Here is a 24,107-nt window from a genome sequence, read left to right as displayed (position 1 = left end):
ATTGCTCACATCGGATATCGACCGATGCGCGTGTTTCCTTAGGCTCTGCCGCGAACGGCGACGCCCCTGGGCGTCAGTCGGTGATCTCGGCCCAGCGCTTCTCCAGCCGCTTGACGGAGACCGGCATCCGGGTACCCAGCTGCTGGGCAAACAGCGAGACCCGCAATTCCTCGATCCACCAGCCGAACTCGACCAGCGCCGGGTCCTCGTAGCCGCCGCGTCGCTGGCATTCGCGCCGCGCGGCCAGGCGGGACTCGAAGTCCTGAACCGCCTGCATGTGCATCTGGTCGCGCATGCGCTCCCGCGGCGCCTTCTCCAGGCGGATCAGCGCGGCCTCCATATAGCGCGGGTACTCCTCGAGCCACTCGCCGGCCTCGGTCACGAAGCCCGGATGCACCAGCCGCTGCATCTGGGCCTTGAGGTCGCTGTAGACCAGCGCCAGGGCCAGGCTGAGGTTGCCCTTGAGCGCCTTGGTGACCGCCAGGTGACCCTCCAGGGCCGCCTGCAGGGTGGCCACCTGGGCCTCGGCATGGGGCACCAGGGTCTCCTCGACCTCGGCCAGGCGCTCCGCCAGCTCATCCTCGGCGCGCGGCAGCGGCGCCTGAGCCACGCGCTGGAGAAAGACCGCCTCGACGAAGTCTTCGTTGAGCTGGCGCTTGCTGCCTACCTTGGCGAACAGCAGCGCGCAGGTATTGAGCCCCTTGAGCCGCTCGATGGCGCGCACCACCTCGGGTCGTCGCGCCATGGCCAGCCGCGCCACGCCGCGCCGGTGAGCCTGCACCGCCTTGCCCGGATGGTCAAACAGTTCGATACGAAACGCCTCGCCCTCGGGCACCAGCGCCGGGTAGGCCTCGACACGAATGCCCGCCTGGGTGGTCACCCGCGACTCGGGCAGCGGCGTCTCGGGCAGCGAGGTCACGTCGGGCTCGCCGCCGGCCTCGGCGGCCAACGCCCTAGCGCCCTCCCCGGCCGCTGCCTCGAAGCGGCGCTCTAGCTCGCGGGCATCGCGCCCCTGCCCCAGCACCTTGCCGTGATGGTCCACCACCTTCAGGTTCATCACCAGGTGGGGCTCGAGCTGCTCGGTATGCCAGTCGTCGGGATGCAGGCGCACCCCGGTCTTGACCCGCAGAAACTCGCCAAGCGCCTCGGTCAGGGGCACGTCTTCGGGTACCAATGCCTCGAGGGCGGCATCCACCCAGTCGGGAATCGGCACCACCTGGCGGCGAATCGACTTGGGCAGCGACTTGAGCAGGGCGATGCACTTGTCGCGCAGCAGGCCCGGCACCAGCCACTCCAGGCGCGCCAGGGGCAGCTGCGGCAGCATAGCGGCGGGCACCGTCAGGGTCACACCATCGTCCGGCGCGCCGGGCTCGAAGCGATAGGCAAGCGGATAGCGCACGCCATCGAGCACCAGCGCGTCGGGATACTGGGCCTGGGTGACCTCCTCCGCCTCCCGGGCCAGCAGCTCGGCGCGATCGAACTTGAGCACCTCGGGGTCGTCGCGCTCGGCCTGCTTGCGCCACTGCTCGAAGCCCTTGCCGGTGGTGATCCCCTCGGGAATCCGCGCGTCGTAGAAGGCGAACAGCGCCTCTTCGTCCACCAGGATATCGCGCTTGCGGGCGCGATCCTCCAGATCCTCGACCTCTTCGATCAGCGCCCGGTTGTGGGCGAAGAACTCACCGCGGGTGCGAAACTCACCCTCGACCAGGGCGCGACGGATAAACAGCTCCCGCGCCTCGACGGGGTCGACGGGACCGTAGTGCACCTTGCGCCCGGCGACGATGGGCAGCCCGAAGAGGGTCACCTGCTCCTTCGCCACCACCTGGGCACGCTTCATCTCCCAGTGCGGCTCGCTGTAGCTACGCTTCACCAGGTGGCCGGCCAGCGGCTCGATCCACTGCGGATCGATCCTGGCCACGGTGCGGGCGAAGAGCCGTGAGGTCTCCACCAGCTCGAAGGCCATGACCCACTTGGGCGGTTTCTTGGCCAGGCCGGAGCCGGGATGGATCATGAACTTGCGGTTGCGCGCCCCCAGGTACTCGCGATTCTCGGTGAGCAGGCCCAGGTGCGAGAGCAGCCCCGGCAGCAGCGCCCGGTGCAGCGTGGCGGCCTGGCGGCGGCGCGCCTCCTGAAGCGCCTTCTCCGCACCGCCCTCCTCGGGGACGGGTCGTGGCGCCGGCGGCGGCACCTCGATCTGCATCTCGCGCAACAGCTGGCGCAGCTGGCGGAAGGTATCGTGCCACTCGCGCAGGCGCAGGTAGTTGAGATAGTGCTCCTTGCACCAGCGCCGCAGCCGGTTGCCGGAGAGCTCGCCGCGGGCGGCCTCGAAGCCGTCCCACAGGTTGAGCAGCGCCACGAAATCGGAGTCGGGATCGCGCCAGCGCCGGTGCGCCTGGTCGGCGGCCTCGCGCTTGTCCGCCGGACGGTCGCGAGGGTCCTGCACCGCCAGCGCCGACACCACGATCAGCACCTCACGCAGCCCGCCCTGCTCGGCCCCGGCCAGCACCATGCGTGCCAGGCGCGGGTCGATGGGCAGCCGCGCCAGCTGGCGTCCGGTCGGGGTCAGGCGATTGCCGGCGTCCACGGCGCCCAGCTCGAAGAGCAGCCGAAAGCCATCCTTGATGAAGCGCGCATCGGGCGGGTCGACGAAGGGAAACGCCTCGATGCTGCCCAGCTTCAGCGACAGCATGGAGAGGATCACCGAGGCCAGGTTGGTGCGGCGGATCTCGGGGTCGGTGAATTCGGGCCGGGCCAGGAAATCCTCCTCGTCATAGAGGCGGATGCAGACCCCTTCGGCCACCCGGCCGCAGCGGCCCTTGCGCTGGTCGGCACTGGCCTGGCTGATCGGCTCCACCGGCAGGCGCTGGATCTTGGCCTTGTAGCTGTAGCGGCTGATGCGCACCAGCCCCGGGTCGATCACGTAGCGGATACCGGGCACGGTGAGCGAGGTCTCGGCCACGTTGGTGGCCAGCACGATGCGACGACCGGCATGGGGAGCGAAGACCCGGTTCTGCTCGGCGTTGGAGAGCCGGGCATAGAGCGGCAGCACCTCGGTGCTCTTGAGGTCGGCGCGGCGCAGGGTGTCGGCGGCCTCACGGATCTCGCGCTCGCCGGGCAGGAAGATCAGGATGTCGCGGGGGCCGTGAAACCAGCGCTTCTCCCGCTCGATGGCCTCGATTTCCTCCACCGCATGGAGGATGCCCTCCTGCAGGGTGCGGTCGGCCTCATCCTCGGCGTCGCGCACCAGCGGGCGGTAGCGGACCTCCACCGGGTAGGTGCGGCCCGAGACCTCCACCACCGGGGCGGGCGTGGGGTCGCCCTGCGCTTCCCCTTGCGCTCCCCGGGCAGGGCGAAGTGCTCGGCGAAGCGCGCCACGTCGATGGTCGCGGACGTGATGATCACCTTGAGGTCGGGGCGGCGCGGCAGCAGGCGCTTGAGGTAGCCGAGCAGGAAATCGATGTTGAGGCTACGCTCATGGGCCTCGTCGATGATGATCGCCTCGTAGCGCATCAGATCCGGGTCGTGGCGGGTCTCCGCCAGCAGGATACCATCGGTCATCAGCTTGACCAGGGTGGCCTCGTCGGTCTGGTCGGTAAAGCGCACCTGATAGCCGACCTGCTCGCCCAGCGGGACCGCCATCTCCTCGGCCAGGCGCGCGGCCACCGAGCGCGCGGCGAGGCGCCGCGGCTGGGTATGGCCAATCAGCCCGCGACGCCCCAGGCCGAGCTCCAGGCACAGCTTGGGCAGCTGGGTGGTCTTGCCGGAGCCGGTCTCGCCGGCCACCACGACCACCTGATGATCGCGCAGCGCGGCCAGGATATCCTCGCGACGCTCGGCCACCGGCAGCGCCTCGGGATAGGCCAGGGTGACGGGGCGAGCGGCGCGCCGCTCGACCTGGGCCGCCGAGCGTGCCACTGCCTGGGCCACCTCCGCCAGGCCGCGGTCCACGGGCTTGTCCTGGGCCATCCGCCGGGCAAGCCCGCCCAGCCGCCGGCTGAGCTTGGCACGGTCATGCAGCATCACGCCGTCGAGCGCCTGACGCAGGCGCTCGAGCTCGGTGGAGGCGTCACGGAGGGGGGCGGAGTCAGGGCGAGTGGCGGTGGTCACGACATCCTCGAGCAGTGGAACAAACCTGCCCGCCCCGGCTAAGCCGGGACGGGCAGGATATTGTAACGCCGGCAAAGCAGCGGCGGCTAATTCTGACGATTGCGGCTCGCTATCGCGCGGCAAGGCCGCCGCTATGGCGTCACGCTTGCTCGGCTTGCTGATCCTTCTGGATTTCCTCGTCGCGAAGCTGGCGGCGCAGCACCTTGCCGACGTTGGTCTTGGGGAGCTCGTCGCGGAACTCGATGACCTTGGGCACCTTGTAGGCGGTCAGCTCTTTCTTGCACCAGTCGCGAAGGGACTCGGCGTCGAGGCTCTCATCCTTGGCCACCACGAACAGCTTGATCACTTCGCCGCTGTTCTCGTCGGGGATCCCCACCGCCGCGGACTCCAGCACCCCGGAGTGGGCCGCCACGACATCCTCGATCTCGTTGGGATAGACGTTGAAGCCGGAGACCAGAATCATGTCCTTCTTGCGATCGACGATACGGATATAGCCGTCTTCCTGCAGCACGGCGATGTCACCGGTGTGGAACCAGCCGTCTTCGGTCATCACCTTGGCGGTTTCCTCGTCGCGGTTCCAGTAGCCCTTCATGACCTGAGGCCCCTTGACGCAGAGTTCACCCGGCTCGCCGAACGGCAAGGCGTTGTCATCGGCGTCCACTACCTTGACCGCCGTATCGGCCACCGGCTTGCCGATGGTGCCCAGCTGAATGGCATCGATGGGGTTGAAGCTGACGATGGGCGAGGTCTCGGTGAGACCGTAGCCCTCGGCGATGGGACAGCCGGTGATCTCTTCCCAGCGCTGTGCCGCCGCCTTGGTCAAGGCCATGCCACCGGAGATCGTCAGGTGCAGCTTGGAGAAGTCGAGCTGGCGGAAATCCTCGCGGTTGCACATGGCGTTGAACAGGGTGTTCAGGCCGATAAAGCCGGTGAACTGCAGCCCCTTGAGCTCCTTGACGAAGTTGTCGAGGTCGCGGGGATTGGTGATGAGCACCGAATGATTGCCGGTTTCCATCAAGAACAGACAGTTCACCGTAAAGGTATAGATGTGGTAGACGGGCAGCGGCGCGATCACCACCTCCTTGCCCTCGTCGAGGCCAGGACCGATGGCTTGACGGGCCTGTAGCATGTTGGCCACCAGGTTGCGGTGGGTCAGCATGGTGCCCTTGGGCAGGCCGGTGGTCCCGCCCGTGTACTGCAGCGCGGCGATGTCATCCAGCTCGCGCTCGACCTCGCGGTGCTGGCGCGCGGCGCCCGCCTTGAGGGCCTGACGAAACGGCACCGCCATGGGCAGCGAATAGGCCGGTACCATCTTCTTGACGTACTTGACCACGGCGTTGATCAGCAGCCGCTTGGGGAAGCCGTGCAGGTCGCCCAGCTCGGTGACCAGCACATGCTCGATATCGGTACGATCGAGTACCTTCTCCAGCTTGTCGGCCATGTTGGCCAGGATGAGAATGGCCCTAGCCCCGGAGTCCTTGAACTGGTGAGCCATCTCGCGCTCGGTATAGAGCGGGTTGGTGTTGACCACCACCAGCCCCGCGCGCATGGCGCCGAACACCGCCACCGGGAACTGCAGCACATTGGGCAGCTGGATGGCGATACGGTCGCCCGGCTGGAGGCCGGTCTCATGCTGCAGCCAGGCGGCGAAATCGGCGGATAGCCGATCCAGATCCGCGAAGCTCAGGGTCTGGCCCATGCAGCTAAAGGCCGGGTTGTCGGCGAAGCGCTTGACGGCGGCATGGAAGACCTCCATGACCGAGCGGTAATCCTCCATGCCCTCCAGTTGAGGACCGTTCAGGATCGGAGCGCTGGCGTGTTCACTCATAAGCAGTTTCTCCACGGCATCGTCGATGTCGTGGGCCACCCCCGAGCATCGACAGTTGTTGTTCTGCAATGAACCCCTACGATATACCAAGCGCCAGCGGACTGTAAAACGAGCGATTGAAACAGTCGTTCACGGGCCATTGCATTCGATTCCCAACAGCCGCTGTCGCCTTCAACGTGGGCAATACGGCGGCGAAAGGCAAGCCGCCCCTCCACGCTGACACAACCCTCAGGGAGTGGCATAGCGCGCCAGGATCCTGCCTTGTCGCCACACCAGCAGCTCACCCGGCAGCATGCGCACCCACTCCTCGTTGCTGGTCAGGGGCTCGGTGGCCACCACCGACACGATGTCGTCGGGCGTGGTGTGTTCGGCGAAGTTCACGGTCAGCTCGGCATCGGAGAGCTCCGCCTTGCCGAACGGCGCGCGGCGGGTGATGTGCGCCAGCTTGGTCGAGCAGTAGGTATAGAGGTAGTCGCCATCCGCCAGCAGCAGATTGAAGACCCCCAGGCCACGCAGTCGTTCGCAGAGCCGATGCAGCAGGCACCACAGCGCCTCTCGCTCGCCCTCCTCGGGGGCCTTGGGAAAGTGCTGGCGCAACTCTCCCATCAGCCAGCAGAAGGCGTGCTCGCTATCGGTATCACCCACCGGGCGGTAGAAGGAGAGCGGCAGCGATGCCCAGTCCGCCAGCTGGCCGTTATGAGCATAGCACCAGGTCTGCCCCCACATTTCGCGGGTGAAGGGGTGGGTATTGGCGAGCCGCACCTCGCCCACGTTGGCCTGGCGAATATGGCTGATGACGATATGCGACTTGATCGGGTAGTCACAGATCAGCCGGGCGATCGGCGAACGCACCGACGGGTGGGGGTCGCGAAAATCGCGGTAGCCGCCCGCTTCGTAGAAGGCGATTCCCCAGCCGTCGCGGTGAGGTCCAGTGCCACCGCCACGATGCAAGAAGCCGGTAAAACTGAAACAGATATCGGTGGGCACATTGGCACTCATGCCCAGTAGCTCACACATACGGCTCCTCCCGGTGATAACCCCTCGTCGCCCGGCGCCGGCGGCGCCACCGCCACCCCAGCAGAACCGCCCCGAACACCACCAAGAGCGCCGCCCAGAGCCGAGGATCACCGCCATAGGTGTCCCATAGCCGCTGCCGCGGCGCCGCCGTGCCGTGCCACTGACGCCAGGCCCGCTGCCAGAGCCCATCGATCAGGTCGACGACGCGGTCCGCCGCACTGAGGGGCGCGACCGGCTCGGGTTCCCGGACCGGCGCCAGCTCCTCATGAAAGCGCTCCACCACCACGGCCGGGGCGGTATCGGCCCGATCGATGCCGGTCGGCCCATCCGGAAACAGCATCAGGCGCGGCAGGCGAAGCTCGCGAGAGCGCCCCTCGAGGGTAATCTGTGCCCGCAGCATCAGCGGCTGACTGAGCTCGGTGTCCAGGTCGGGCAGCCGCATGGCCCAGCGCCGCCTCTCCACCGCTTCAGCCGCCAGACGCTCGCCCTGCAGCTCCCCGTGCAAACGGGTGTTGTCGCGGTGCAGCAGGGGGTGCTCGGCCCTAAGCAAGACGCGATGGGCCGCCACCTCATGGTGCGCCGTGATGGCCGGCTGGACATTCACCGGCTGAAGGCGCTGACGGCGTAGCCCCTGCGCCTCTGCACGCACCACCAGCTGCGCCGTACCGGTCAGGGCCGGCGCGGGCAGCACGCCAACGAAGCGGCCCCCATCGGGCTGCAGCACCTTCGCCGACTGGATCCGCCCCGCCTCGTCACGCAGCTCGGCCGTCACCTGCAGGTGGGGCGGCAGCGCTTCGCCGGTGAGCCGCTCGCCCTCCCGCGCCAGCCAGGCCTGAACCGGCACGTCGAAACCGAGATACAGGGTGCCCGGCAACCCGGCGGTCTGCAGGCTCAGCGGCGACACCACGGTGATGCGGCTCTCATGCCCAACGTCACCCTCGATCTGCCACTGCCCCGGCATCGGGTCAGGTACCTGGATCAGGTCATAGCGAGGCTCGCTGCGCCAGCGCCAGCCGTCCGGCGGGGCAGCGGCTTGGTGACGGCTGCCGTCCGGGGCGACCAGTACCGGCGGCGTCGCCTGGTGAAACAGCAGCGCCGAGAAGCTCTCCAGCCCGGGCTCGATCAGGAAACGATCGTCGCTCAGCGGCACTCGGTCCGCGGGGAAGATTCGATCGACGATATTCAGGAAGGCGCCAAGCAGCGCCTCGGCGTATTGACCGGCGCCGAGAGCCCCCGGTCTGCCGGGCGAGCCGCTCCACCAGCGCCAGGTCGGCCTCCTCGGAGAAGGCGATGCCATGGACGACCACGCCCTGCTCGGCCAGCCGCGGGACCAGCTCATCCAGCAGGGCCTGGCGCGAGGCGGCGTCGATGTCCGGCTTGGCGCCTCGCCAAGGCGGCAAGTCGATCATGCCGTCGGTCAACAGCACCAAGTGTCGCCAGCCTTCGGCCTCGGCCCGGGCGGCTTCACGCACCGCCGCCTCGATATCGGTGAACGGCTGGTAGTCCACCAGCCGTGGCCTCAAGGCCAGCGCCCGCTGGCGCCACTCGGCATCCACCTGCCCCAGCGGCAGCGGATTGGCCACCCTTTCACCGAAGGTCCAGACACCCGCGGAGACGCCGCTCGGCAGCAGGGCGACCAGCAGCTCCAGAGCATCGGCCGCCAGCTGCTCGGGGTCGTTGTGACGCATGCTCCCCGAGACATCGACGATCAACCGAACATCCGGCGCCTCCTGCAACGGTGACGCCATCAGGCTCCCCGTCAGCAGGGTCGCCGCAACGAGCGCTGCCAGCCGCCGACATCGGCGTCTCCCGTACCCGCCCATGGGGGCTCCCTAGCCGATTACCGGCTCCCGGCGCTCGCGCGGCTCGCGGGATCGTCCGCCGTCACGGCCATCGCGCCCTTCATCATCCATATCACGATAGGTATCCTCCGGGCGAAAGGCCCACCACTGGGCCAGCCCCAACGCCACGCCCAGCAACGCCCCGGCGGCGACCAGCAGGCCCGAGGTGGTCAGTACCGGGGTGTTGCGCTCGAGAAAGGCGACAGAGGCCACCACCAGGGCCGGCGCCATGCCGGTGTAGAACTCCCCTCTTCCACCAGCGGCAGGCGAAAGCGCGTGGGCACCCAGAGCATGCCCGCCACGGCCCAGGTAATCGGCAGCCGTAGCAGACGCGGCATGAAGGCCAGGCCCAGGTAGCCGGTCAGCAGCACAATCAGCGACAAACCCAGATAGGTCAGCCATAGTAGGGACATCGAATCAGAAGTCAGCATCGACACCTTCGGTAACACCTCCCGGTAGCATCACGCCGGCCATCCGGCCGGTTCGCGACGAATGGAAACCCTTGTCTATCATGGTACACGCCACCCAATGAAAGCACAGCCGCCGAGTGAGACTGCCCCGACACCTCAGCCAAGCGAGACACCGGTCGAGCGCTTCCGGCGCCCCGATGACCCGGCATGGCACTGGCTGGAACACCGCGAGGATCCCGAGGTCGCCGCCTTCCTCGAGGCCGCCAACGACGAATCCCGCGACTGGCTGCATCCCCTGGCCGATCTAGTGGAGCGCCTTTACCACGGCCACCTGGCCCGCCGGGATCTTGCCGTCCATGGCCTGCGCAGCGCACTGGACCATTACACCTACTGGAGTGAAACCGCCGTTGAGGCGGACTATCCGGTCTGGTGGCGTCACCCTAATGGCGCGCCCGATGCGCCCGAACGAATCCTCGACCTGCAGGGGCGAGCCGCCGGGCATGCCTTCCTCGACGCCGGCGACATGGCGCTCTCGCCGGATGAGCGCTGGCTGGCGTGGACCGAGGATACCAGCGGCGATGAGCGCTTCTCGCTCTACCTCAAGCGGCTGCCCGATGGCGAGGCCGTCCGACTGCTGGAGGAGATCGGCCCCGAGCTGACCTGGGCCGAAGACAACGCCACCCTGCTGTTCACCCGCTTCGATGACACCCAGCGCCCCGACAGCGTCTGGCGCCTGCGCCTACATGAGGGCAGGTGCTGCGAGGAGGCCCTGGTCCTGCGTGAGCAAGACCCGGAATTCTGGCTGGGGCTAGGCAAGACCCGCTCCCGTGAGTGGCTGATCGTAGAGAGCGCCTCCAAGGATACCAGCGAGTGCCACCTGCTCCCCGCACGCGCCCCAGACACGGCGCCGCGCTGCTTTCGCCCCCGGGAAAGCGGGGTCGAATACGGTATCGATCATCGCCCCGGGCACTTCTATGTGCTGCACAACCGGCACGCCGTCCATTTCCGCCTCGACACGGTACGGGAGAACGCCCCCGATGCCGACTGGCGCCCGCTGATCGACCACTGCAGCGAGGTCACCCTGGAAAGCGTGGATGCCTTCGCCTGGGGGCTGGTGGTCGGCGAGCGCGACCATCGGCAGGCCCAGGTGCATGTGCGCATTCTCGAGCTGGATGCCGAGCACAGCGTCACCCGCGACCAGCGGCTGGCGCTACCGGAGGTTCCCTGCAGCCTCGCCCTGGGGATATGCCGCACTTCGACAGCCGGCGGCTGCGACTGCGCGAGGAGTCTTTCGTTCTGCCACCGCGCTGGCAGGAGCACGACCTGGACAGCGGCGAGCAGCGGCTGATCAAGGCGCAGCGTATCTACGGTGACCTGCCCCCGAATCGCTGTGCTGCGAGCGCCTCTGGGCCCAGGCCCATGACGGCGAACGCATTCCCGTCTCGGTGGTGATGCGCGCCGACCTGGCAGGCCACCCGCTACCCACGCTGCTCTATGGCTACGGCGCCTACGGGGAGGTGCTCGACCCCTGGTTCTCGGTCGCCCGCCTGGAGCTGCTGAATCGCGGCGTGGCCTTCGCCGTGGCCCATGTGCGCGGCGGCGGCGACCGGGGCGAGCCCTGGTACCTGGCCGGCAAGCTGGAGCACAAGCAGAATAGCTTTCGCGACTTCCTCGCCGCTCGAGATGCCCTGGTGGAACAGGGCATCAGCGACGGTGAACGGATCGCCGCCTACGGCGCCAGCGCCGGCGGGCTGCTGGTCGGCGCCAGCCTCAACCTGTCGCCTCAGGCTTTCTGCGCCGCGGTGCTGGACGTGCCCTTCGTCGACGTACTGCGCACCATGGAAAATCCCGATCTGCCGCTGACCACCGCCGAATACAGCGAGTGGGGCAACCCGGGCGACCCCGCGGCGCATCGACACATCCGCAGCTATTCACCGCTGGACAACCTCTCGCCTCAGCCCTACCCCACGGTCTTCCTGCAGGGGAGCTGGCACGACACCCGGGTGCCCTACTGGGAGCCGGCCAAGCTGTACGCAAGACTGACCGAGCTGGGTACCGCGCGAGGGCCGGTGCTGCTGCATACCGACATGGAAGCCGGGCACGGCGGCGCCTCGGGGCGGTTCAAGGCGTGGCATGAGAATGCCCGCCAGGACGCCTTTATCCTCTGGGCCTTGGGGGTTGAGCCGCGGCAGAGCTGACAAGCCCCCACGAGAAAGCGGGCTCGACCTTGGCCGAGCCCGCTTGACGCTATCCGAACAGCGTCATAACGCTCTGGCAAAGCTCAGACACTGCCTCCGCCAGCACCCCCTCCAGGGCCACCGCCGGCGCCGCCACCGGAGCTACCTGAGCCCCCGCACCACTGCCTCCTGCGGAGCCACCGCTGCCAGAACCACCACCGCTTGAGCCGCCGTTACCGGAACCGCCCCCGCTGGAACCTCCGCTGCCGGAACCTCCGCCAGCACCGCCACCACCGGCACCGCCACCGGCACCGCCGCCTCCGGCGCCACCGCCTCCGGCACCACCGCCGCCACCGGCACCACCTTCTCCACCACCGCCGATGCCGTTACCGTTGTCGCCGTTGTCGCCGTTGTCGCCGTTGTCGCCGTTGTCGCCGTTATCGCCGTTATCGCCGTTATCGCCGTTATCGCCGTTGTCGCCGTTATCGCCGTTATCGCCGTTGTCGCCGTTATCGCCGTTATCGCCGTTATCGCCGTTGTCGCCGTTATCGCCGTTGTCGCCGTTATCGCCGTTATCGCCGTTATCGCCGTTGTCGCCGTTATCGCCGTTATCGCCGTTGTCGCCGTTATCGCCGTTGTCGCCGTTGTCGCCAGGCCCGGGATCCACTGCGCCGACCGTAATGGCCTCGCCATCGCCTCCACCAAAACTGCCAACACCGCCGATGGCCCCACCGGCACCAGTAGGCGGCAGTCGACGCAGCAGCAGATCCAGCTCTTCGTCGGTCAGCACCTCGCCCTCGTTGATCAGCCGATTGAACATCTCGGCCAGTTCTTCATCGCTGACTGTGCTCTCCCAAGACGGCTGCGTCTCCGCCAAGGCCCCCATCGATGTCAGGGTCCCGAATGCCACCGCAAGGCTTAGCACCTTGTATCGCTTCATCGCTCGTCCCTCCATGATATCCCCACCGCACCACGGGCGCCGCCAAGTGCCCATGTAATATGCAATCACTGAAACCAACAAACTGTTACAGTAGTCACAAGCATCGCAATGAAACAAAGAAGCCGCCATCAGAAGGTTGGATGAAAGTGATGGCCCAGAGTATTAAGCTGAAGCGGCAGGGACGAGATGAAAAAACTGCTACTCGCTGCGGTACCGGTAGCAGTCGCGGAGAGGCCCTACAGGTGGCCTAATGAAAGTCCGTTAGTCCTCGACGGGTAGAATGGCAATGATGTGCTCTTCCAAGCGCTCCTCGGAAACGTCGCGCCTGGACACGGCGAAGCTACGCACGCTGATGCCCTTGCGGTGGACCCGCTCGGGGTCGCCCGAGAGCAGCGGATGCCAGCGGGCCAGCTTGCGCCCTTCGGCGACCCGGCGATAGGCGCAGGAGTGCGGCAACCAGCGGAAGTCGTCGATACGCTCAGGCGTCAGCTGGGTGCAGTCCGGCACCCGCGAAAAGCGGTTGGCGTAGTCGCCGCAGCGGCAGCTGGAAATGTCCAGCAGTTCGCAGGCCACGTTGAGGACCGCCAGCTCGCCGGTGTCATCGTCCTGGAACTTGAGCAGGCAACACTGGCCGCAGCCGTCGCACAGCGCTTCCCACTCCTCGGTGGTGAGCTCCTCGAGGGGATAGTGCTCCCAGAAGCGTTCTCTCATGACGTCTCCCATTTATCCTGCCATCTTGCAGAAGCGACGACGGGGCTGTTCCGGGGACAAGCCTGCGAGAGAGGCGCTGTGAATACCTCCCTGTACGCTACCGATGCCCTACTGCGCTCTCGCGTCCCGCTCCACTTGCAGGTCCGGTGCTGGCCATCCATGGCCAGCCCGTTCGAAGCAATGCTTCTCACCCCTGGCATAGGACCTCCCTTCGGCTTGCCCCGGCGCCCCTTACCACCGGCAGTAACTGCCAAGCTCAGCCAGTTCAATAGCGCGCCTCGGTGGGAGTGCGATAGAGGTCCAGCAGGTACTCCTCCTTGGCGGGGGCATCTGCAGGTAAAATCCCTTGTCGCGGATCGCCGCCATGACATCGGCGGCCTTGGCGCGGCCCAGGCGCTTGTCGGCGGTCAGGATCAGCGTCATCGTGGAGAGCGGCTTGCCGAAGCGCTCCAACAGCGCCTCGGGGACCTCGGCGAGCCCCTGGCGCTTGTCCACGTAGAGATACATCTCCTCCTTGCGCGCACTCTTGAAGACCTCGCACAGCAGCTTGTCACCCTGCATCCGATCGTCACTCATGCCGACACCTCCTCCAGAGCCTGGGTCAGGCCCGCATTCAGTCGTTCACCACGCCAGCCACCGGGCAGCGGCAGCGGCTCGCCCTCCAGCTCGGCGATCACCAGCGCCTCCAGATCGCGGCGACGCAGCAGCACCTCGGCGGCCACGCCCAGGCGTTCCGCCTCGGCGGCCACCACCCGCTTGAGCGCCTTGAGCCGCTTCTTGAACTCGGGCTCCATGGGTGACGGCAGGGGCGCCGGCAGCGCTGCCGCATCACACTGCCGGGCCTGCTCGACCAGCGCCAGTAGCGTATCGCCGTCGCGCTTGATCAGGCTCGGCTTGATGTCGTCGACGCCGGAAAGCGCATAGCGACTCTCCGGCATGCGCTCGGCAATGCTGTAAAGCACGCGATCATTGACCAGCCAGCCCCGCGGCAGATTGCGCCGACGCGCCTCACCTTCCCGCCAGGTGGTCAGCCTGCGATAGGCCTCGATCTGGACAGGAGTGAGCCGCCATAGCTGACGATGGCGACGGTACCACTGGCCGTCGGCCTCGGCGCTGCGCAGCGCCTGGGCAACCAGCTCACGGCAGTCCGCCTCGAGCCACGCCATGCGCCCCAGCCGCTCCAGCGCCTCGCGCTGGCACTGCCATACCTTCAGCAGAAAGACCACGTCCAGCGCCGCGTATAGGCGCTGGGAGTCGGAGAGCGGCCGTACCAGCCAGTCGGAGCGGGTCTCGTCCTTGGGCAGGGTCTCCCCGGTCCAGTGGGCCACCAGGCGCTGGTAGCCCATTGCCGGGTCGTCGCCCAGCAGCGCCTGGGCGATCTGGGTATCCACCAGCGGCGCCAGCGGCACGCCGGCCCAATGGGCGAACACCTCCAGGTCCTCGCTGCTGGCGTGCAGCAGCTTGAGCGGCCCTTCGCCGAGCAGGCGCCGAAACGCCTCGGTGCACGCCAGCGCCTGGGGGTCGACCAGGTAGGCCGTCTCATCGGCGGCAAACTGGATCAGCGCCGGCACCGGATGAAAGGTCTTCTCGCGGAAGAACTCGGTGTCCACGGCCAGCACGTCGGCATCGGCCACTTCAGCGCAGGCGGCATCCAGGGCCTCGGGGGTATCGATCCAGCGTATCTCGGGGGTCAGGGTCATGCGGTTATCCGGCTAGGGGCGTCAGTCGCCGCGAAAGGGCAGGCGACCATTGAAGGCGCGGCTGAGCGTACCGCCGTCGACGTATTCCAGCTCGCCGCCCATGGGCACGCCGTAGGCCAGGCGGGACAGCGTAATGCCCTGGGGAGCCAGCTGGGCGGCGATGTAGTGGGCGGTGGCCTCTCCCTCCACCGTGGGGTTGGTGGCGAGGATCACCTCTGTCACGCCGCCCTCGGCGACCCGCGATTCGAGCAGATCGAGGCCGATATCCTCCGGCCCGATGCCGTCCAGCGGCGAGAGGTGGCCGTGGAGCACGAAGTAGCGGCCGTGAAAACCGCCGGCCTCCTCGATGGCCAGCTGGTCGGCCGGCGACTCCACCACGCAGAGCAGCGAGTCGTCGCGGCGGGCACTGGTACACAGCGCGCAAACCTCCTCTTCGGTGAGGGTGCGGCAGCGCCGGCAGTAGCCGACCTGCTCGAGCGCCAGCCCCAGCACCTCGGTGAGGCGTCGGCCACCGTCGCGATCACGCTCCAGCAGATGCATGGCCATGCGCTGGGCGGTCTTCGGCCCAACGCCCGGCAGCACCCGCAGGGCCTCCATCAGTCGCTCGACCAGGGGGAAAAACTCATTGGCAGCCTGTTTCAGCCGTGTCAGAAGGGCATCTTGAAGCCCGGCGGCAGGTTAAGCCCGGCCGTCGCTTCTTCCATCTTGGCCTTGGAGTTGACCTCGACCTTGCGCACGGCGTCGTTTACCGCGGCGGCCAGCAGGTCCTCGAGCAGCTCCTTGTCCTCTTCCATCACGCTCGGGTCGATATCGACCTTGCTGACGTCATGGCGACCGTTCATGGTGACCTTGACCATGCCGGCACCGGCTTCGCCGGTCACTTCGGCCTTGGCCACCTCCTCCTGGGCGCGCTGCATCTTTTCCTGCATTTCCTGGGCCTGCTTCATCAGGTTGCCCATTCCACCTTTCATCATGGGAATATCCTCTCGGCTGTGGATTCGTCGCTGTGGTCATCAGGCCGGCGGCGCAACGTCCGCTGGCTTGACGGTAGATGTGATCAGGCGCGCCCCGAAGGCTTCCTGAAGCTGACGTACATGAGGGTCGCGCTCGAGGGCCGCGACCGCCAAGGCGTGGCGCTCGGCGGCGATGCGCTCGGCGAGCTGCCGGGGCGTCTCCACCTCCTCGGGCAGCGGCCCCACGTTGATCTGCAGCTGGCGGGGCACGTCGATCGCCGCCAGGGCCTCGCGGATGCGCCGCTCGTGCACCTCGGCATTCATGGCGGCCTGGGAGGGGTCCAGGCGCAGCGTCAGCCGGCTGCCGTCATCGGCTTCGACCACGCAGTGGGCCGCCAGGTTGCGGGTGAGCCCGCCGAGGCCCAGCGCCTCGAACCGCGCCAGCCAGTCGGCGTGGGTAAAGCGGCCGGCGGGGGCGTCACCGCGCTCCGACGGCGCCTCCGGCGCCGGACGAACCGGCTCAGAGGCGGTCACCGTCGACGCAGGAGCGGATGGCGGCGCCGGGTGTTCGGGAACGGTCGGCAAGGCAGCGGCCTCGGGCGACGCAGCGGGCGCCATGGCGCCAGGCGAAGGTTCACTCTGGGCGTGCACAGCGGCCACCTTCGGCGCGGGTGAAGGTTCGGGGGCGGATGCCGCTTCAGGGGGCGCAGGGGGGCAGCCTCCTGCTGCGGCGAGGCCTCCCATGGCGGTGGCGCATCGTCCTCAGCCTCGGCGGGGGCTGGCGTGGCCGGTCCGGCGCCGGTCGCGGGCGAGGGTGTCGCCGCGGGTGGGGGCGCCGGATCGCCGGCGGCCGTGCCGCCTTGCTCGGCCGGCGTCGCGCCCCCCTGGCCCTCAGGCGCCCGGCCGCGCAGCGGCAGCGGTGTCTTGGCCGGCTGCGGCACGCCCTGGGGGCGAAATGCCAGCATGCGCAGCAGGGTCATTTCCAGCGCCGTGCGCAGATCCGGGGCGTTGGCCATGTCGCCGCGCCCCTGAATACCGATCTGGTAGTAGAGCTGCACGTCCTCGGCGGTGAAGCGCGCGGCGAGCGCCAGCAGCGCCTCGCGATCCCCGTGGCCGTTGTCCACCGCATCCGGAACCATCTGGGCCACCGCCAGGCGGTGCATAACGCCGGTGATATCATCCAGCACGGCGGCGAAGTCGGGCCCCTGCTCGGCGAGCTGGGCGACCTCGGCCAGCACCCGGGGGCGTCCACCTCGGCCAGCGCCTCGATGAGCGCCAGCACGTGGCGATGGTCCAGGGTGCCGAGCATGGCGGCCACGTCGAGGTGGCGCACCTGGCCCTGGCCGAAGGCGATGGCCTGGTCGGTGAGGCTCATGGCATCGCGCATGGAGCCGTCGGCGGCCTTGCCGAGCAGCCACAGGGCGCTCTCCTCGAAGCCCACCTCCTCGGCCTCGAGCACCCTGGCCAGGTGGTCGACGATGCGCTCCGGCGGCATGTTCTTGAGGGTGAACTGCAGGCAGCGCGACAGCACCGTGGCGGGCAGCTTCTGGGGATCGGTGGTGGCCAGCAGGAACTTCACATGGGGCGGCGGCTCTTCCAGGGTCTTCAGCAGCGCGTTGAAGCTGCTGGTGGAGAGCATGTGCACCTCATCGATGAGGTACACCTTGTAGCGCCCCTGGGTCGGGGCGTACTGCACGTTGTCGAGCAGCTCGCGGGTATCCTCCACCTTGGTGCGCGAGGCGGCGTCCACCTCGATCAAGTCGACGAAGCGCCCCTCGTCGATGGCCCGGCAGCTGTCGCACTCGCCGCAGGGCGTCGAAGTCACCGCCTCGTCGCCGTCGCCCTTGGCCGTGCAGTTCAGGCACTTGGCGAGAATCCGCGCCAGGGTGGTCTTGCCGACGCCGCGGGTGCCGGTGAACAGATAGGCATGGTGCAGGCGCCCCTGGTCCAGGGCGTTGACCAGCGCGCGCTGGACATGCTCCTGGCCAACCAGCTCATGGAAGGTGCGCGGCCGCCACTTGCGGGCCAGTACCTGATAGCTCATGCAGCGCGGAATCCTTGCAGCGGTGATGGAGGGACCTTGGCGTCCGGGCGTGCCCCACGCGCCGGCCGACGGCAAACCCCCATTCTAGCGACTGGGGACAGCCGCGGAAAGCACGCCGGGGCCAATGGCATCAGGCTTCACCGCTCTCCGGGACATAGTCGGCCAGCAGTGCCCTGCCCCGCCGACGAATGAACTCCAGCGCCCGCGCCTGTTTCCAGTCTTCACGGTAGACCAGGCCGAAACTAAACGTCATGGCCGGCGAGAAGGGCCTAATCACCACTCCGTCGCGGGGCGCGAGCTGATCCCGGGCGGTGACGGGGTTCATCACCGTGATCCCCACTCGATTGGCCACCAGCGCGGCAATGGTGCCGATATTGGCCTCGGTCTTGCCGGCAATATGGACGCCGTGCCGGGCGACGAGATCGAGCAGAGGGTTCGTACCGAGACTCGGCTGGTTGCTGATCACCAGGTGCTGGTCGCGCAGATCCTCGACCTCGACCCGCTGGCGCTCGGTCAGGGCATGCCCCTGTGGCAGCAGGCACACCGCCTGGGTGGTCAGCCACGGCTCTACCTGCAGCAGGCGCGAGGTCACCGGCAGCGTGACGAAGCCGATATCGGCATGGCTCGACTCCACCGCCAGCTGCACCTCGTGGCTGGACATCATGTCGAGGCTGATGCTGAAGCGCGGATTCTCCTCCAGCAGGGCTGCCACCAGGCGCGGTACGAAGCCGAACGACAGGCCGGGAATGGCGGCAATCCGCAGCCGCGAAGTGCCGAACTCCTTGAGCGCCAGCACGCTGTGGCGCAGCTCCTCGATATTGCCCATCAGCCGCAGGATCTCGTCATAGAGCTCGCGGGCCTCGGGGGTGGCGATCAGGCGATTCTTCTCGCGCAGGAACAGCGGAATGCCCAGGTTGCGCTCCAGCTGGGCCAGCGAGCGGCTAACCCCGGACTGGGTGATCCCCAGGGTGCGCGCCGCCTGGGAGGCACTGCCCGCCTCGAACAGCGACTTGAAGATCGCCAGCGCCTTGAGCGAGTGGATGGTCACATCAGCCATGACTTTTACTCATCGAATTCCGTAAAAACATCATATATTGAAATATGCTGTCGCCGCTACCTAGACTGCAACGAGTCTCCCAACGCCCATAACGACAAACGGAAGCCTCGATGACCGACTCCCCGCTGTTCTACCAGGCCGGCCCGGCCCTGCCGGAAGTCAGCCACGCCGACGGCGTCACCCTCTGGGACACCCAGGGCAAGGCCTACCTGGACGGCTGCTCCGGCGCCATCTCCTGCAACCTCGGCCACGGCCGGCTGGACATTCGCAACGCCATGCTCGACCAGCTCGACCGCGTCGCCTTCACCTACCGCACCCAGTTCGAGAGCGCCCCCGCCCTGGCCCTGGGCGAGGCCCTGGTCGCGATCACCGACAATGCCCTGGAGAAGGTGTTCTTCGTCTCCAGCGGCTCCGAGGCGGTGGAGTCGGCCCTCGAGCTGGCCCGTCAGTACATGATCAACGCCGGCGAACCCCAGCGGCGCCGCTTCGTCTCCCTGCGTCCCTCCTACCACGGCAGCACCCTGGGGGCCCTCAGGGGTCACCGGCTACCGGCCCTTGGAGGCGCCCTTCGCCGAGATCACCCAGGCCTCGCTCAAGGTGCCGGGGCCGGACTTCTATCGCCACGCCGACGCCAACGACGACGCCCATGTGGACCGGGTGCTGGCCGAGACCCGCGCGACCCTCGAGGCCGCCGGGCCCGAGTCGATCATCGCCTTCGTGCTGGAGCCGGTGGGCGGCGCCAGCACCGGCGCCCGGCTGCTCGGCGAGCGCTACCTCAAGGGCATCCGCGCGCTGTGCGACGAGTTCGGCTGCCTGCTGATCCTCGACGAGGTGCTCACCGGGGTGGGCCGCACCGGCAGCTGGTTCGCCTACCAGCACTATGGCATCACCCCCGACCTGCTGGTCACCGCCAAGGGGCTGGGCGCCGGCTACTACCCGGTAGGGGCGCTGCTGGCCCGGGCCGACATCGTCGAGGCCGTGATGGCGTCGGGCGGCTTCCAGCACGGCCACACCTACGCGGGTAACCCGCTGGCCTGCGCCACGGGCCTGGCCGTCATCGAGGCGATCCGCCGCGAAGGGCTGCTGGCCAACGCCCGGGCGCGCGGCGAGCAGCTCGGCGCCGGCCTGCAGGCGCTGGCCGAGCGGTACGCCTGGGTCGGCCAGGCGCGCGGCCTCGGCCTGCTGTGGGGCCTGGAGCTGGTGGCGGACCCCGACACCCGGGAAGCCTTCCCCGCCGAGCAGAACCGCTTCGCCCAGATCACCGCCCTGGCCAGGGAGGGGGCCTGCTGATCTACCCCGCCGCACCCTGGACGGCGTGGCCGGCGACCACTTCCTGGTCTCTCCGCCGCTGACCATTCGCGCCGACGAGGTGGAGGTCCTGCTCGAGCGGCTGGGCCGCGCCATGGCGCACTTCGACCGGGCGCTGGCCGACGAGGCGACCGTCTCGGCACCGCGCCCCCAGGAGGTACGCGCCTCATGACCCTGCTTACCGAAAAGGTCTGTCATCTGGAGGCGGCCATCGCCGCCATCCCCGAGGGAGCGACGATCATGGTCGGGGGCTTCGGCTCGCCGGGCACGCCCTTCGCCCTGCTCGACGCCCTGCTCGAGTCTGGCCAGAGCGGGCTCACCCTGATCAAAAACGATGCCAACGAACCCGGCATCGGCATCGGACGGCTGATCGAGGCGGGCCGGGTCAAGCGGCTGATCACCTCCCACCTGGGGCTCAACCGCACCGCCATCGAGGCCATGAACGCGGGACGGCTCGAGGTGAGGTTCCACCCCCAGGGCCTGCTGGCGGAGAAGATCCGCTGCGCCGGCGCCGGCCACGCCGGCTTTCTCACCGATATCGGCCAGGGCACCGAAATCGCCGAGGACCGCCAGGAGGTGGAAGTCGACGGCCACACCTGGGGCATTGAGCCGGCCCTGCATGCCGACGTCGCCCTGGTCCATGCCGAGCGGGCCGACCGCTACGGCAACCTGATCTATCGTGCCACCGCCAGCAACTTCAACCCGCTGATGGCCATGGCCGCCGACACCGTCATCGCCCAGACCTACCGCCTCGACGCCCCGGGCGAGCTGCCCATCGACGCCATCCACACCCCCTGCGCCTTCGTCAGCCGGGTGGTGCCGGTCGACCGGGCCACCAGTGAACAGGGAGTCCGCCCCCATGGCCTCTGATACCCAGCGCATCCTGGCCCGGGCCGCCCGGGAGGTGATCCCCGGCCAGATCGTCAACCTCGGCATCGGCCTGCCGACCCGCCTCTTCCACTACCTGCCCGATGAAATGGAGGTGCTGGTGCACTCGGAGAACGGCGTGCTGGGCTGCCGCCCGCACCGCGACGGCGAGGCGCCGGACCACGACATGATCGACTCGGGCGGGACCTATATCACCACCCGCCCCGGGGCCAGCGTCTTCGACAGCGCCACCTCCTTCGCCATGATCCGGCGCAGCCGGGTCGACATCACCTTCATGGGCGCCTTCGAGGTGGACGCCGCGGGCAACCTGGCCAACTGGAAGATCCCCGGCAAATTCTCGCCGGGCATCGGCGGTGCCATGGAGCTGGCCCAGAAGGTCAGGCGGCTGGTGATCCTCTGCTCCCACAACGACAAACACGGCCACCCCAAGGTGCTCGAGCGCTGCCGCCTGCCGCTGACCGCCAGCGGCTGCGTGTCGCGGATCATCACCGACAAGGCGGTGCTGGACGTAACCCCCGAAGGCCTGCAGGCGGTGGAGATCGCCGAAGGGCTGAGCGTTGCCGAACTGCGCGACGCCACCGCCGCCAGGCTGATCATCGACGAATCACGGCTGGGGAGATTCTGATGCTGGACACCACCGAAAAGCGCATCGTGGCCGCCTGCGATGCGCTGATGGACGACACCCTGGAACTGACCCGGGATCTGGTACGCGGCTACAGCGTGCTGGGTCAGGAGCACGGGGCCCTGGACACCATGGTGGCCTGGCTCGAGCGGCTCGGCCTGCCGGCGACCCGGGTGCCGCTGGACGCCCCGGGCCTGGCCGACCACCCCCGCCGGGCACCCACCGAGTGGGCGAGCGCCGGGCGCTACAACCTGGTCGCGCGGCTCAACCCAGAGGCCCGCGGCCCGCACCTGGTGTTCAACGGCCACCTGGACGTGGTGCCCGCCGAACCCGTCGACATGTGGACCCGCCCACCCTGGGAGCCCTGGCAGCAGGACGGCTGGCTCTACGGCCGCGGTGCCGGCGACATGAAGGCGGGCATCGCCGCCATGGTGATGGCGGTGGCGGCGGTGCGCCGTGCCGGGGTTGCCATCGACTTCCCGCTGACCCTGCAGACGGTGATCGAGGAGGAGTGCACCGGCAACGGCGCCCTGGCCTGCCTGCACCAGGGCTACGGCGGCGACTTCGTGCTGATCCCCGAGCCCTTCGGCGCCCGAATCCTGAGCGGCCAGGTGGGCGTGCTATGGTTTCGCATGCGCCTGGACGGCGTCCCGGCCCACGTGCTGGACACCGCCGCCGGTCGCAACGCCATCGAGACCCTGCAGCACTACCTGCCGGCACTCAAGGCGCTGGAGGAGGAGATCAACGCCCTGCCCCGCCCGGCGCCCTACGCGGATCACCCCCACCCCTTCAACCTCAGCATCGGCCGGGTGGAGGGCGGCAACTGGGCCTCCAGCGTGCCGGCCCATGCCGTTCTCGAGGGGCGCGTCGGCTTCCCGCCGGGCATGACGCCCGATGCGGTCATGCAGCGGGTGCGCGAGGCCATCGCCGCCCGCCACGCCGAACTCGACGACGCCACGCCGCCGCCCCGGGTCAGCTTCCACGGCTTCCGCTCCGAGGGGCACCTGGTCGACCTGGACACCCCGGCATTCGGCTGCTCTCGGCCTGTCACGAGGCGCTGCTCGGCGAGCCGCCGGCCCACTACCTGGCCACCTGCACCACCGACCTGCGCGCCTTCCACGTTGCCGGGGGGATCAACGGCACCTGCTACGGCCCGGTGGCCGAGCGCATCCACGGTGTCGACGAATGCGTGGAAATCGACTCCATCCGCCACGTGCTGACCACCTACGCGCTGTTCCTCCACCGCTGGGGACAGCAGGCCACGCCACAGGAGCCGAGCGCATGAGAGACGCCTATCTCGTCGACTACGCCCGCAGCGCCTTCAGCCGCGCCCACCCCCGCAAGCCGGAGGTGGACGCCTGGGCCGATACCCGCAGCGACGCCCTGCTGGCCGCCGTGATCGACGCCCTGCTGGATCGGGGCGACCTCGACGGCGCCGCCGTGGAGGAGCTGAGCGTCGGCTGCGCCCTGCCGGTGAAGGAGCAGTGGAGCTTCGGCGGCCGCTACCCGCTGTGGCTCGCCGAACGCCTGGGCGAGCGGGGGCGCGGCTGCGCCAGCCGCCAGATCGACCAGCAGTGCGGCTCGGGGCTCGCCGCCCTGCGCAGCACCGCCCGGGAGATCCAGGCCGGCGCCATCCAGGTCGGCCTCGCCGGCGGCGTCGAGAACATGACTCGCGTCCCCATGGGCCCGGCGCTCTTCCAGGAGGGGGTGCTGACCAGCCCCGCCGCGCTGCGCCAGGCACCCTGGCTCGAGCTCGACGTGGCGCTGAACATGGGCCTGACCGCCGAGCGCCTGGCCGAGGCCGCGGGCATCGAGCGCGAGGCCATGGACGCCTTCGCCCTGGCCTCCCACCAGCGGGCCGGCGCCGCCGATGCCGCGGGGCGCTTCGACGGCGAGCGCCTGACGCTGGCCAACGCCGAGGGCGAGCGCATCGCGCGAGACGCCACTATCCGTGCCGACACCGGCGCCGAGCGCCTCGCCGGCCTCGACCCGGTGTTTCTCGAGGGCGGCCGGGTCACCGCCGGCAACAGCTCGCCGCTCACCTCCGGGGCCGCCGCCGCCCTGCTGATGTCCGGGGAGGCCCTGGCCCGCCATGGCGCTACGCCCCTGGCCCGGGTGGTGGCCGTGGCCGACTGCGGGGTCGAACCCGAGCGGATGGGCGCCGGGGCGGCAGCCGCCATTCGGCGCGTGCTGGCCCAGGCGGGCCTCGCCGCGGCCGACATCGACGCCTGGGAGATCAACGAGGCCTTCGCCGCGGTGCCGCTGCACGCCATGGGCGAGCTGGGACTGGACCCGGCGCGGGTCAACGTCTGGGGCGGCGCCCTGGCGCTGGGCCACCCGCTGGGCGCCACCGGGATCCGCCTGGCCGGCACCCTGGCACGCCTTCTCCAGGCGCAGCGAGGGCGCTACGGCTGTGCGGCCGCCTGCATCGGCGGCGGCCAGGGCGTTGCGATGATCCTGGAGCGCTGCTGACGCTTCCGCCGCTTCATACGACCCCTACAAGG

At 68.7% G+C, this 24,107-nt stretch carries 17 protein-coding genes and 5 pseudogenes; 8 read left to right on the top strand and 14 right to left on the bottom strand.

Translation table 11 applies throughout. From position 1 onward, the window contains the following. Window positions 1–73: 73 nt before the first annotated feature. From hrpA to ACSJDS_RS08595, 6 genes and pseudogenes are all read right to left on the bottom strand, one after another. Window positions 74–4,020: pseudogene (gene hrpA / locus ACSJDS_RS08620) on the bottom strand (ATP-dependent RNA helicase HrpA). Between the two features lie 226 nt (window positions 4,021–4,246). Beyond that, entirely contained in the window at window positions 4,247–5,935 is a 1,689-nt protein-coding gene (locus ACSJDS_RS08615; RefSeq protein WP_473035001.1) for an AMP-binding protein, read from the bottom strand. Window positions 5,936–6,163: 228 nt separating this feature from the next. Then, window positions 6,164–6,952, bottom strand: a complete 789-nt coding sequence (locus tag ACSJDS_RS08610; RefSeq protein WP_473032913.1) for a class II glutamine amidotransferase — start codon at window positions 6,950–6,952, stop codon at window positions 6,164–6,166. 983 nt (window positions 6,953–7,935) lie between these two features. Next, complete coding sequence (locus ACSJDS_RS08605; protein ID WP_473032912.1) at window positions 7,936–8,700, bottom strand: vWA domain-containing protein; 765 nt, start codon at window positions 8,698–8,700, stop codon at window positions 7,936–7,938. Window positions 8,701–8,784: 84 nt separating this feature from the next. Continuing rightward, window positions 8,785–9,009, bottom strand: coding sequence for a hypothetical protein (locus ACSJDS_RS08600; protein ID WP_473032911.1), 225 nt, complete (start codon window positions 9,007–9,009; stop codon window positions 8,785–8,787). After that, on the bottom strand, window positions 8,964–9,224 hold the full coding sequence (locus ACSJDS_RS08595) for a hypothetical protein (RefSeq protein ID WP_473032910.1): 261 nt from the start codon (window positions 9,222–9,224) through the stop codon (window positions 8,964–8,966). Before ACSJDS_RS08595 ends, ACSJDS_RS08600 begins: the two co-directional genes overlap by 46 nt. A 97-nt stretch (window positions 9,225–9,321) precedes the next feature. Between ACSJDS_RS08595 and ACSJDS_RS08590 the strand changes: the two are divergent. Next, window positions 9,322–11,401, top strand: a pseudogene (locus tag ACSJDS_RS08590) (S9 family peptidase). Window positions 11,402–11,450: 49 nt separating this feature from the next. Here the strand turns inward: ACSJDS_RS08590 and ACSJDS_RS08585 are convergent. From ACSJDS_RS08585 to ACSJDS_RS08550, 8 genes and pseudogenes are all read right to left on the bottom strand, one after another. Continuing rightward, window positions 11,451–12,320 (bottom strand): hypothetical protein, encoded by an 870-nt coding sequence (locus ACSJDS_RS08585; protein ID WP_473032909.1) that lies wholly within the window; start codon window positions 12,318–12,320, stop codon window positions 11,451–11,453. A 261-nt stretch (window positions 12,321–12,581) separates the two neighbouring features. Next, window positions 12,582–13,043, bottom strand: a complete 462-nt coding sequence (locus ACSJDS_RS08580; RefSeq protein ID WP_473032908.1) for a YcgN family cysteine cluster protein — start codon at window positions 13,041–13,043, stop codon at window positions 12,582–12,584. Between the two features lie 253 nt (window positions 13,044–13,296). After that, window positions 13,297–13,607, bottom strand: a pseudogene (locus ACSJDS_RS08575) (YcgL domain-containing protein). Beyond that, the gene (rnd, locus tag ACSJDS_RS08570; RefSeq protein WP_473032907.1) at window positions 13,604–14,731 is read right to left on the bottom strand and encodes a ribonuclease D; all 1,128 of its coding nucleotides are present in this window, start codon (window positions 14,729–14,731) and stop codon (window positions 13,604–13,606) included. Before rnd ends, ACSJDS_RS08575 begins: the two are co-directional and overlap by 4 nt. 21 nt (window positions 14,732–14,752) lie before the next feature. Next, the gene (gene recR, locus ACSJDS_RS08565) at window positions 14,753–15,373 is read right to left on the bottom strand and encodes a recombination mediator RecR (protein WP_473035000.1); all 621 of its coding nucleotides are present in this window, start codon (window positions 15,371–15,373) and stop codon (window positions 14,753–14,755) included. A gap of 5 nt (window positions 15,374–15,378) precedes the next feature. After that, window positions 15,379–15,705 carry a YbaB/EbfC family nucleoid-associated protein gene (locus ACSJDS_RS08560; RefSeq protein WP_473032906.1) on the bottom strand — a complete coding sequence of 109 codons (327 nt, stop codon included), beginning with the start codon at window positions 15,703–15,705 and terminating at the stop codon, window positions 15,379–15,381. A 39-nt stretch (window positions 15,706–15,744) separates the two neighbouring features. Continuing rightward, a pseudogene (dnaX, locus tag ACSJDS_RS08555) lies at window positions 15,745–17,728 on the bottom strand (DNA polymerase III subunit gamma/tau). A gap of 130 nt (window positions 17,729–17,858) precedes the next feature. Further along, a complete protein-coding gene (locus ACSJDS_RS08550) occupies window positions 17,859–18,785 on the bottom strand; it encodes a LysR family transcriptional regulator (protein ID WP_473032905.1) in 927 nt (308 codons plus the stop codon). Window positions 18,786–18,895: 110 nt separating this feature from the next. On the opposite strand from ACSJDS_RS08550, the pseudogene ACSJDS_RS08545 reads away from it, so the two are divergent. The 7 genes and pseudogenes from ACSJDS_RS08545 to ACSJDS_RS08515 form a co-directional block, all read left to right on the top strand. Next, window positions 18,896–19,258 (top strand): annotated as a pseudogene (locus ACSJDS_RS08545) (aminotransferase class III-fold pyridoxal phosphate-dependent enzyme); the annotation flags it as partial. Between the two features lie 82 nt (window positions 19,259–19,340). Beyond that, window positions 19,341–20,075 carry an aminotransferase class III-fold pyridoxal phosphate-dependent enzyme gene (locus ACSJDS_RS08540; protein ID WP_473032904.1) on the top strand — a complete coding sequence of 245 codons (735 nt, stop codon included), beginning with the start codon at window positions 19,341–19,343 and terminating at the stop codon, window positions 20,073–20,075. Between the two features lie 25 nt (window positions 20,076–20,100). Further along, entirely contained in the window at window positions 20,101–20,265 is a 165-nt protein-coding gene (locus ACSJDS_RS08535) for a hypothetical protein (protein ID WP_473032903.1), read from the top strand. Continuing rightward, window positions 20,262–20,963, top strand: a complete 702-nt coding sequence (locus ACSJDS_RS08530) for a CoA transferase subunit A (protein WP_473032902.1) — start codon at window positions 20,262–20,264, stop codon at window positions 20,961–20,963. The genes ACSJDS_RS08535 and ACSJDS_RS08530 overlap by 4 nt, the downstream gene beginning before the upstream one ends. Continuing rightward, complete coding sequence (locus ACSJDS_RS08525) at window positions 20,953–21,606, top strand: 3-oxoacid CoA-transferase subunit B (protein ID WP_473032901.1); 654 nt, start codon at window positions 20,953–20,955, stop codon at window positions 21,604–21,606. The genes ACSJDS_RS08530 and ACSJDS_RS08525 overlap by 11 nt, the downstream gene beginning before the upstream one ends. Then, window positions 21,606–22,823, top strand: a complete 1,218-nt coding sequence (locus ACSJDS_RS08520) for a M20/M25/M40 family metallo-hydrolase (protein ID WP_473032900.1) — start codon at window positions 21,606–21,608, stop codon at window positions 22,821–22,823. The genes ACSJDS_RS08525 and ACSJDS_RS08520 overlap by 1 nt, the downstream gene beginning before the upstream one ends. A gap of 61 nt (window positions 22,824–22,884) precedes the next feature. Then, window positions 22,885–24,075, top strand: coding sequence for an acetyl-CoA C-acyltransferase (locus ACSJDS_RS08515; RefSeq protein ID WP_473032899.1), 1,191 nt, complete (start codon window positions 22,885–22,887; stop codon window positions 24,073–24,075). The last annotated feature ends 32 nt before the right edge of the window (window positions 24,076–24,107 follow it).

The organism is Halomonas sp. SL18_1 (assembly GCF_055755715.1).
Note: the sequence above shows the minus strand (reverse complement) of the source record. Positions and strands in the feature narration are given on the sequence as shown.